Source organism: Streptomyces sp. H27-H5 (assembly GCF_026627505.1).
Classification (GTDB): domain Bacteria; phylum Actinomycetota; class Actinomycetes; order Streptomycetales; family Streptomycetaceae; genus Streptomyces.
Map to the genome: position 1 here is coordinate 1 of NZ_JAPNLK010000171.1, position 8,998 is coordinate 8,998.

10 protein-coding genes are annotated in these 8,998 nt (G+C 70.3%); 3 read left to right on the forward strand and 7 right to left on the reverse strand.

The features are described 5' to 3' along the window. Positions 1–61 precede the first annotated feature (61 nt). On the reverse strand, positions 62–778 hold the full coding sequence (locus OTB19_RS40285; RefSeq protein ID WP_267803792.1) for a glycosyl hydrolase family 28-related protein: 717 nt from the start codon (positions 776–778) through the stop codon (positions 62–64). A 304-nt stretch (positions 779–1,082) separates the two neighbouring features. Here OTB19_RS40285 and OTB19_RS40290 point away from each other — a divergent pair, with 304 nt between their 5' ends. Beyond that, positions 1,083–1,937, forward strand: coding sequence for an amino acid permease (locus OTB19_RS40290; RefSeq protein ID WP_267803793.1), 855 nt, complete (start codon positions 1,083–1,085; stop codon positions 1,935–1,937). Here OTB19_RS40290 and OTB19_RS40295 read toward each other — a convergent pair. Beyond that, a complete protein-coding gene (locus tag OTB19_RS40295) occupies positions 1,912–3,099 on the reverse strand; it encodes a glycoside hydrolase family 64 protein (RefSeq protein WP_267803794.1) in 1,188 nt (395 codons plus the stop codon). The genes OTB19_RS40290 and OTB19_RS40295 overlap by 26 nt on opposite strands. Positions 3,100–3,509: 410 nt before the next feature. Here OTB19_RS40295 and OTB19_RS40300 point away from each other — a divergent pair, with 410 nt between their 5' ends. Further along, the gene (locus OTB19_RS40300) at positions 3,510–5,225 is read left to right on the forward strand and encodes an alpha/beta hydrolase (RefSeq protein ID WP_267803795.1); all 1,716 of its coding nucleotides are present in this window, start codon (positions 3,510–3,512) and stop codon (positions 5,223–5,225) included. A gap of 18 nt (positions 5,226–5,243) precedes the next feature. Here OTB19_RS40300 and OTB19_RS40305 read toward each other — a convergent pair whose 3' ends face one another. Then, on the reverse strand, positions 5,244–5,531 hold the full coding sequence (locus OTB19_RS40305) for a hypothetical protein (RefSeq protein ID WP_267803796.1): 288 nt from the start codon (positions 5,529–5,531) through the stop codon (positions 5,244–5,246). 271 nt (positions 5,532–5,802) lie between these two features. On the opposite strand from OTB19_RS40305, the gene OTB19_RS40310 reads away from it, so the two are divergent. Next, a complete protein-coding gene (locus OTB19_RS40310; protein WP_267803798.1) occupies positions 5,803–6,027 on the forward strand; it encodes a hypothetical protein in 225 nt (74 codons plus the stop codon). A 305-nt stretch (positions 6,028–6,332) separates the two neighbouring features. Here the strand turns inward: OTB19_RS40310 and OTB19_RS40315 are convergent, their stop codons facing one another. From OTB19_RS40315 to OTB19_RS40330, 4 genes are all read right to left on the reverse strand, one after another. Next, entirely contained in the window at positions 6,333–7,370 is a 1,038-nt protein-coding gene (locus OTB19_RS40315; protein WP_267803800.1) for a magnesium and cobalt transport protein CorA, read from the reverse strand. A gap of 111 nt (positions 7,371–7,481) precedes the next feature. Further along, entirely contained in the window at positions 7,482–7,874 is a 393-nt protein-coding gene (locus OTB19_RS40320; RefSeq protein WP_267803801.1) for a VOC family protein, read from the reverse strand. After that, entirely contained in the window at positions 7,871–8,173 is a 303-nt protein-coding gene (locus OTB19_RS40325; protein WP_267803802.1) for an ArsR/SmtB family transcription factor, read from the reverse strand. The genes OTB19_RS40320 and OTB19_RS40325 overlap by 4 nt, the downstream gene beginning before the upstream one ends. Before the next feature lie 238 nt (positions 8,174–8,411). Beyond that, positions 8,412–8,858 (reverse strand): acyltransferase family protein, encoded by a 447-nt coding sequence (locus OTB19_RS40330; RefSeq protein ID WP_267803803.1) that lies wholly within the window; start codon positions 8,856–8,858, stop codon positions 8,412–8,414. Between the last annotated feature and the right edge of the window lie 140 nt (positions 8,859–8,998).

Genomic DNA, 8,998 nt, shown 5'->3' on the forward strand with positions numbered 1-8,998 from the left:
ACTTACGAGGTGCCCTCTTGCTCGGGTCTGATGGAAGCGTAGAAACTCCCATCATCCCAGGTCAGCGGGCACCTCTTCTGATTTCTCCATCCACAGCCCGACCACTACGCGGTGGATCCAGGCTGACTGCCGAGAGGGCGCCGGTGATCTGTACGGCCTCCCGGTTGGTGGCGGTGTCCGTGCCCTGGCCGGTGACGTGCAGCCCGTCGAAGAGGCAGTTGACGATGCGGGCGCGGCGTACCGCGTTGAGTTCCACGGCGTGGGCGGACGGCGTGTCGAGCACGGTGCAGTCCTGGACGAGGATGCCGTCGGCGTGGGCGAAGCCGATGGCGTCGCTCTGCTGCTGGTACGTGCTGCCGCGCATGTCCCAGGTACCGCCGAGCAGGGCGATGTCGCCGGCGCCGTCGTAGGCGGAGACCGGGGTGACCGAGTCGAAGTTCTTGACCAGGGCCCCGCAGTCCTTGGTGCGCAGGACGTGTGCCCCGTACGCGGACACGGTCATCCGGGGGCCGAGGACGAGCCCCTTCGTGAGCGGGTACCGGCCGGGCGGGATCAGCAGGGTCGCGCCCTCGGGCACGGCGCGTGCGGCCGTCAGGGCGGCCTGGAACGCGGCGGTGTCGTCGGTGGTGCCGTCGCCCTTCGCCCCGTAGGCCAGGACGTCGTGGACGCTGCGCCGGTCGCCGGCCGCCGCGGCGGCGGGGCCGGCGGCCACCACCTGGCCGGCTCCCAGCGCGCCCACGAATCCGCCCGCCGCCAGGATCACGCCACGTCGATGCACTTGTACTCCCCCGTCGATTCACCTTGTTGAACGGGCCGCCCGGGCCCGAGGGGAGGCTATCGGCCGGGAGGGAAGTCGTCCGTCCGGGGGGCCGGTCCCGTGCGTCGATCGTGAGCGGCGCCGTGGAGGCGGACCGGGCGGGGACACTGTGCCGGACCAGGAGAGGCGAGGTGGCTGAAGTGGCGGAGGCTGGGCAGGACGGGCCCGACGGCGGGGGTGCCACCGAGGGCGCCGGCTATCGGCAGGAGCTGAAACGGTCGCTCGGCTCTTCCAGGTCTTCGCGATCTCGTTCGCGTTCATCTCGGTGGCGGTCGGGATCTTCGCCACCTTCGACCAGGTGTTGCTGACGGCGGGCCCGGTGGGGATCTGGCTCTGGCTCATCGCCGCGGTCGGGCAGACCCTCGTGGCGTTGGTGGTCGCGCAGTTCGCCGCCCGCATCCCGTTGAGCGGCTCTTCCTACCAATGGGCGTCCCGGCTCGGCAACCCCAGGGTCGGCTGGTGGTTCGGCTGGCTGACGTTCTGTTACCTGGCGATCGCCGTGGTCGCCATCGACAACGCCCTGGCGAGCCAGGCCTTCATGCCGCTGGCCGGCATGGCCCCGGACGAGGACACCGCCGTCGCATCGGTCGTGGCGGCCGGCGTGCTCGGCATGCTGTTCCTGATCACCCTCACCGTCGCCTTCTTCGGGGCGGGCATCGTCGTGGAGCTGATCACCGCCTCGACCATCCTCCCCGCCCTCATCTACGGGTCCACGATCGTCCTCTACCTCGTCGTACGCCGCCGACTCGACCGCCGGAAGGGCGCGTTCGACCTGGGGCGCGGCGAACTGCCAGTGGCGGTCTGCGCCCTGGCCTGGACCCTCTTCGCCCTCTTCGTGCTCGTGGCACCGGACGAGGCGCTGACCTCCGTCGTCATCGTCGCGGGCCTGCTCGTCCTCGGAGCCCTGCTCTTCCTCGGCATGCTGGTCTTCGACCGTCAGGCGTTGGCCTCCGAGCCCACGTCCGGGTCCGCGTCAGGGTCCGCGTCAGGACCGCCGTCAGGGCCCGGGGGCGGGACACCCCCGGGCCCTGACGGCGAAGCGGGTCCGGCGCGTTCCCCTGTCGGGTGGACCGGTGGGCCGGTGGTTCGGCGGTCTAGTTGTACGGCTCCAGGGTCATGAAGGCCTCCTGCGGATTGCCGTCGTGCACCAACGACTCGTGGGCGCCCACGTCGTCGAAGGCGAAGCCGTACGCCTTGCCGTCGGCCATCTGGCCGTGGATGACGCGGGAGTAGTGATTGGTGACGGCGTCACGGTAGAAGTTGCCGCCGTTCGCGTCGGGTTGGTTCGGGTTCGTCAGGAGCGTCGACCGGTTGAAGCCCGCGCAGAGGGTGCGGGAGATCGGGCCGCGGACGAGGTCGTTGGGTGCGTCCAGGAGTTTGTAGCAGCCGAAGATGCTGTCGGAGTCAGGCTTCTGGAAGCCGGCGACCACCGCTCCCGAGCCGTTGGTGAAGTTCATGACGTTGCCCGATACCCGGCCGAAGTACTTGGTGTTCGGTTCGTTCGCGAACGGTGTCACGGTGAGCGTGGATGAGCTGTACTTGTTCCAGACCCGGTTGACGTAGTCGTTCATCGCGCCGGCCGGGATCCCGCCCGCCTCGATGCCGTGCCCGGGCGAGAGCGCTCGCAGGGGTGTGCCGTCGGAGCGGCTCTGGATCAGTCCGCCCCAGCCGGCCGCACGCAGTTGGTCGAACACGGCGTTGTAACCACCCGGCTTGAGTCGACCGACCGTGCTGACCGTGCCGTTGGCCGCTTTGACGCCGACCGCGTACGGAGCCGAGAACATGTCGACCTGAGTGCTGTTGATCCACAGACCGGCGTCGTTGAGCGTGTACTCGGACCAGTTGAACAGGGTGTTGCGGTTGGGGTCGGAGGGGTTCTGCACGGCAGGCTGCACCAGGCCGCCGGTGGTGAGCTTGAAGACGATCTTCTGTCCGATGGAGAAGTAGACGCGTCCGGAGAACTTCGGCATCCGGATCGTCCGCGTCTGCCCGTTGGCCGGGCCCGCGATCGACGCGTCGGGCGCGGGGGTGGGGGGATTGCCGCCCGCCGGCCAGGGATGGAACGTGCCGTTGGCGTCGGCCCAGCCCTGCTGTCCGGTGCTGAGCAGGGTGCCCAGGTTGTAGACGTAGACCGGCTCGCCGCGTCCTGAGTTGTTCTTGATCGTGAGCGGGATGGTGGCGGGTACGGCCTCCGCGGAGGTCGACGGACCGAAGACCATCAGGCCGGCGGCGACAACCAGCGCCGAGACGCCGGAGCCCAGCACTTTCGATAAGCGGAACATGCTCTTCCTCCTGGTGGGGGGCGCCTGCCGGTGGGGTGCCCCGCCCCTGCGCCCTGAGGGGCGACATGGGCGGGGCGGGCAGGGCGGGGAGAGATGCCTTGAATACTGAGAGCGCTCTCAGAATCAGGTTGCGTTCACCTTCTGTCAATGAATCCGGCACGGCTTCGAGAACCCGACCGCCTTCGCGCCGGCCGAGACGGCGGCGTACGCAGGTCCCGCGCCCCGCGTCTCGGCGTCCCCGCTTCGGCGACACGTCGACGGCACACCCACGGCGAGTCGACCGCGAGTCGACCGCGAGCCGAAGTGACGTCGACGGGAATCGGGATCGCGGCGTCAACTCCTGGTGGCCGACGGGGTCGGCGGCTACGTTGTCGCCTGTTCCCCAGCCACTCGTGACGGAGGATCACCGCATGCAGACCCGCTCAGCCCACATCCCGCGCAAGCGAGTGGGGTGGGGCATGTCCCTCGTTCTGGTCGCGGTCACCGCGCTCCTCGGGGCAACGCCCGGGGCCGCCTCGGCGACGACTCCCGCCGCGCCGGCCGTTCCCGTCCTGTCCTGGGGCCCCTGCGCCGACCCGGGCGACGGCTTCGAATGCGCGACCGCCCAGGTACCGCTCGACTACCGCAGACCCACCGGGCCCACGCTCCCGCTCGCGGTCACCCGACACCTCGCGGCCGACCCGGCCCGTCGCACCGGCGTCCTGGTCCTGCACCCCGGCGGCCCCGGCAACTCCGGTGTGAACTTCGCCCGTGACAGTTACGAGGCGCTCCCCGCCGCCCTCCGCGACACCTTCGACGCGGTCGGGTACGACATGCGCGGTGTGGCGCGCAGCGGACAGGTGGAGTGCTGGAACGACACGGAGTACTCCGCCGCCGTCGACGCCGCCCGCGGTGTGCCCGGCCCGGGGGCCCTGCGCGGCGCCGTTCGGCAGGGGCTCGATTTCGCCACCGCCTGCCGGCGACGGTCGGGAGACCTCGTGCCGTTCATCGGCACCGCCTCGAATGCCAAGGACATGGACCTGCTCCGCCAGGCCCTCGGCGAGGAGACCCTCTCCTTCTACGGTCGTTCCTTCGGGAGTTACGTCGGCACGGTCTATGCCGCGCAGTTCCCGCGACGGGTCCGCGCCATGGTCCTGGACGGGGCCTACGATCCGCGGCACTACGCCGACGTGCCGTACGCCTACGACGCCAAGCAATTCATCGCCCTGGACACGGCGGTCGGCCGGTTCCTGGACTGGTGCGCCCAGAACGCCACCACCTGCGGATTCGGCGAAGGGCGCCCGAGGCAGGCGTTCGAACAGCTCAAGCGGGACCTGGACGCCGACCCCGTCATCACGGCGAGCGGACGCCCGGCCACCGGATACACCCTCGCCTACCGACTGATGTTCAACATCAACTCGGGCAAGGAGGTGTGGCCCTATCTGGGAGAGGCCCTGAGGGCGGCCCAGGCACACCGGAGTTCGTTCCTGTTGTCCCCGCCCTCCCCCGCGTCCTTCGACTTCCTCAACGTCAACATGGCCGTCGAGTGCGCGGACCGCGCCTATCCGACGAGCCCCCTCCTGCTGGGCGCGCTGGTCAGCGCCCATGTCGCCTCCGCGCCGCTGCTGGGACCCGCCATCGGCCTCGGGCCGCCCACCTACGACCACAACCACGCACCCACCTGCGCCCAGTGGCCGGCGGAGCGCCCGAGCCGGTTCGAGGGCTCCTACCGGGCGGCCGGTTCCGCCCCGATCCTGATCCTCGGCACGACCGGGGACCCGGACACCCCGTACCAGGACGCGCTGGCCCTCGCCGGGACGCTGGACAACGGGCGGCTGCTGACCTTCGACGCCGAGGGACACACCGCGTACAACCGCAGTGCCTGTGTGAGCGCCCTGGTCAACGAGTACCTCGCCACCCTGGCGCTGCCCGCGCGGGGCACCGTCTGCGCGGACGAGACACCCCCGCAATCGCCGACCCTCCGCACCGAAAGGATCGAGGTGGACGAGACGCGCGAGGTGATCCCCGCCCTGCGCCGAGCCGTCGCGCCAGGTGCGTACGCCGGACCCGACCCCGAGGGCTCGGCGTACGCACCCGGCGATGCGCCCCGGCCGGGGTCGGCGCGAGTTCGGCCGACTCGGCTGTGAGCGAAGGGAGTTCAGGCCTCAGCGCCGGTGGGGCACGTGCGGGCCATGGCCGAGTACGTAGGACACCGACACGATCGCGGCGATCCAGACGGCCACTCCTGCCCAGACCAGGCGCCCTTCTCCGTTCATGCCGGCCGCCACCACCAGGGCCAGCGCGGCACACAGCAGAGTGGCCATCACCACCATCAGGCCGACCGGCAGCCGACGCTCCGCCCGCCGATCCGGCCGAGCACGACTCCCTCCGTGCGACTCGTCCCGCAGCCCCGCGACCAACTGGTCCCAGGCCGCCGACTCCCGCATCGTCAACCGTTCCCTCTCCACACCCACCCCCGGACAACACCCAGCACCACGCTGCTCCCTACGCGCATACCCCGCCGGCCCCACCTCATGCGGACGTTCCGCGCGGCCGGACAGGACGCTCCGCTTCCGTATGGCCGGCAGACACACCGCAGGTCGGCTCGACCGCGTGCGGCAGGCGTGGACACGCGGGTCGGCGGCGGGCGCCGGCAGGGGCGGCCGTCCGCCCGACCGGATCGCTCGGGGTGCTCTTGCGTTCGACCTGACGCAGGCTGGGTGGATGGCCGACCAGACGGAGATCGTCATTCATCCCGTGTCGCCGAAGGGCGGGCGGAAAGTCACGGTGCACGCGCTGGGCGTGGACGCGGACCTGGGCCGCGCGCACTCCACGAGCGATGTCTCCGAGTTCCTCCGGCGTGCCGGGCTGGAGGGCGTGGACCTGTCCGAGGACGGTCCGATCCGTTGGGAAGGCGGCGGCCCCGAAGTCTGGGCCTCCGACACCTGACGGCGGGTACGCGGCGAACGCCCGGCCGGGGCCGACGGGCCGGACAGGGTCACGAGGCCGGTGGCGGCCCGGTCGATCAGGGTGATCACTGCGCGTGGGCGTGGTCGCTCTCCCTGCCCCGGGGCCGCTGCGTGGTGCAGCCCGGGGCAGGGGGGCGGTGAGTCTCGACCGCCCGTTTCGGAGTGGCCGGGACCCCCGTCAGGACACACCAGCCGCCTGTCTCCGGACCCGCCACCACACCGGTGGACCGGTTCCGGCCACCCGCATGGGTGGGTGGGGAGGGCCCGGTGTGGGCGCCTGACGCCCTACAGCCACTTGTTGCGCCGCAGGGCCCGGTACACGACGGAGCAGGCGACGATGATGACCGCCCAGACCGCAGGGTAGCCGTAGGGCGACGTGAGTTCGGGCATGTGCTCGAAGTTCATGCCGTACACCCCGACGATCATGGTGGGGACGGCGATGAGGGCGGCCCAGGCGCTGATGCGGCGCATGTCCGCGTTCTGCTGAACGCCGAGCTGGGCGATGCCGGCGCTGAGCATGCCGGTGATGAGCTCGTCGAAGGAGAGGATCTGTTCGCTCACCCGTTGGTGGTGGTCGGCGACGTCACGGAAGTAGGTGGCCACCTCCCGCGGGATCTGGGGGGTCTCTTCACTGAGGCGTCGCAGGGCGGGGGCCAGTGGCATGACGGCGCGCTTGAATTCGAGGAGTTCCCGCTTGAGCTGGTAGATGCGCCCGGCGTCGACCGGCCGGTCCGGGGAGAAGACCTCGCTCTCCAGTGTGTCGACGTCACCGGCGAAGGAGTCGGCCACTTCGACGTAGCGGTCGACGACCATGTCCGCGACCGCGTGCAGGACGGCGGCGGGGCCGCAGCCCAATTGCCGCGGGTCGTCCTGCAACTGTTGCCGTACGCCTTCCAGCGGCGGGGCGCTGCCGTGCCGGACGGTGATCGCGTACCCGGGACCGGCGAACACCATGATCTCGCCGGTGTCGACGATCTCGCTGGTCGCGGTGACCTTGTCGTGGTCGACGTAGACGATCGTCTTGAGCACCAGGAACAGCATGTCCTCGTAGCATTCCAGCTTGGGTCGCTGGTGGGCGTGGACGGCGTCCTCGACCGCGAGGGGGTGCAGGCCGAAGGCCTCGGCGACCTCCTGTAGCTGCTCCTCCGTGGGCTCGTACAGGCCGATCCACGCGAACCGTCCCGCCTCCGGATCTATGCGGTCCAGGACCTTGCCCAGGTTCACCTGTCCGGGAATGCGCTGTCCGTCCTCGTAGAGGGCGCAGTCCACCACCGCCGACGGCAGACCCTCACCACCGTCCTTGCCGTCCCGCTGCGCCGTCATGTCCGCCTCTTCGTCCCTCGTCCGCCAGGTAGGCGGGCCACCTACCCCCGACCAGCGTTTTCTCACCCGGTGACGCTTGTGACATCGGTCGGCCGGCGGATCGGCGGGCTCCTACTGCGGCTGCGTGGCGATCTGGATCAGGTTTCCGCAGGTGTCGTCGAAGACGGCGGTGGTGACGGGGCCCATCTCCACGGGCTCCTGGGTGAAGCGGACGCCGAGGCCGCGCAGGCGCTCGTACTCCGCCCGCACGTCGTCGACGGCGAACTGGGCGAGCGGGATGCCGTCGCCCACGAGCGTGTCGCGGTACGGCTTGACGGCGGGGTGGCCGGCGGGCTCCAGGAGGAGTTCGGTGCCGCCGAGCTCGTCGGGCGAGACGACGGTCAGCCACCGGGCCGTCTCCCCCACCGGGACGTCGTGCTTCTTCACGAAGCCGAGGATCTCGGTGTAGAAGGCCAGGGCCTTGGCCTGGTCGTCGACGAAGACGCTGGTCAGACGGATCTTCATGGGGTGTTCTCCTCCGGTTCGGATGCCTCGGGCACCGGCCATCGCTCGGCGATCTGTCGCAGTGGGGCCGCGTTCAGATCGTGGAACTTGTAGCGGCCCTCCCGCCGCGTCTCGACGAGCCCGGCGGCCTCCAGCACGGCGAGGTGCTGGGAGACCGCCTGCCGCGACATGCCGAGCCGATGTTTCATGCTCAGCCGCGAGCAGATCTCGAACAGCGTCTGTCCTGATTTGTCCGTGAGCTCGTCGAGGATGATGCGACGGGTGGAGTCGGCCAAGGCTTTGAAAAGGTCGTCGGCCACGACCCCAGGATAGGCAACCATTCACTTGCATATCAAGTGGAGGCCGCCACCGCGGCCCGCATCGGGCGCCGACCGCGGGACCCGGACACGCGAAGGGGGGCGAGCACATGGCTCGCCCCCCTCCCGCTTCCACCGAGATCACCCCACGCCCGGTGCACATCTCCACGGCCCACATGGTCACGGGTCGCGCGAGACGCCCTCCGCGGTCACAACCGTCTCCCGGACGGGAAACGCGGACTCAGCGGCGCGTCAGGTTGGGTTCGACGACACGTTCCCGACGCTGCGCCGGCAGCGCCGACGGCGGCAGCGAAGCCTGCACCGGGGTGCTCCGTCGGATGTCCTCTATACCGGACCGCATCGCGGAACGGAGCCTGCGGGAAAGAGGTCGTTCCACGAACCGGTGGATCAGCCACGCGACGACCAGCATCGCGGCGGTGACCGTACCGACCAGCGCGTAGGCCGGCATCTTGCCGCGGAAGTGGTGGATCAGGGTGATGCCCGCCGTCATGTGGATGATGTAGAGCGGGTAGGTGATGGCGCCGACGGTGGACAGCCAGCTCCACTGGATGCGGTCGAGCAGACCGAGCGCGATGGCGGCCATGGCCAGGAAGCCCACGGCGATGACGATCCGCGCCGGCCAGGCCGGCAGCTGCTCTGTCAGACGTGCGCCGAGATTGGTGACCATGCGGCCACGAACATAGTGCTGCACCGCGAAAGTTCGTGGAGGGGGGTTGGGCCGGTCAGGCCGGGCTGCCGAGGTAGAGGGTGCCGGCGCAGGTAAGGCAGTCCTCGGGACTGCCGATGGGGAGGCCGGTGGGGAGGAAG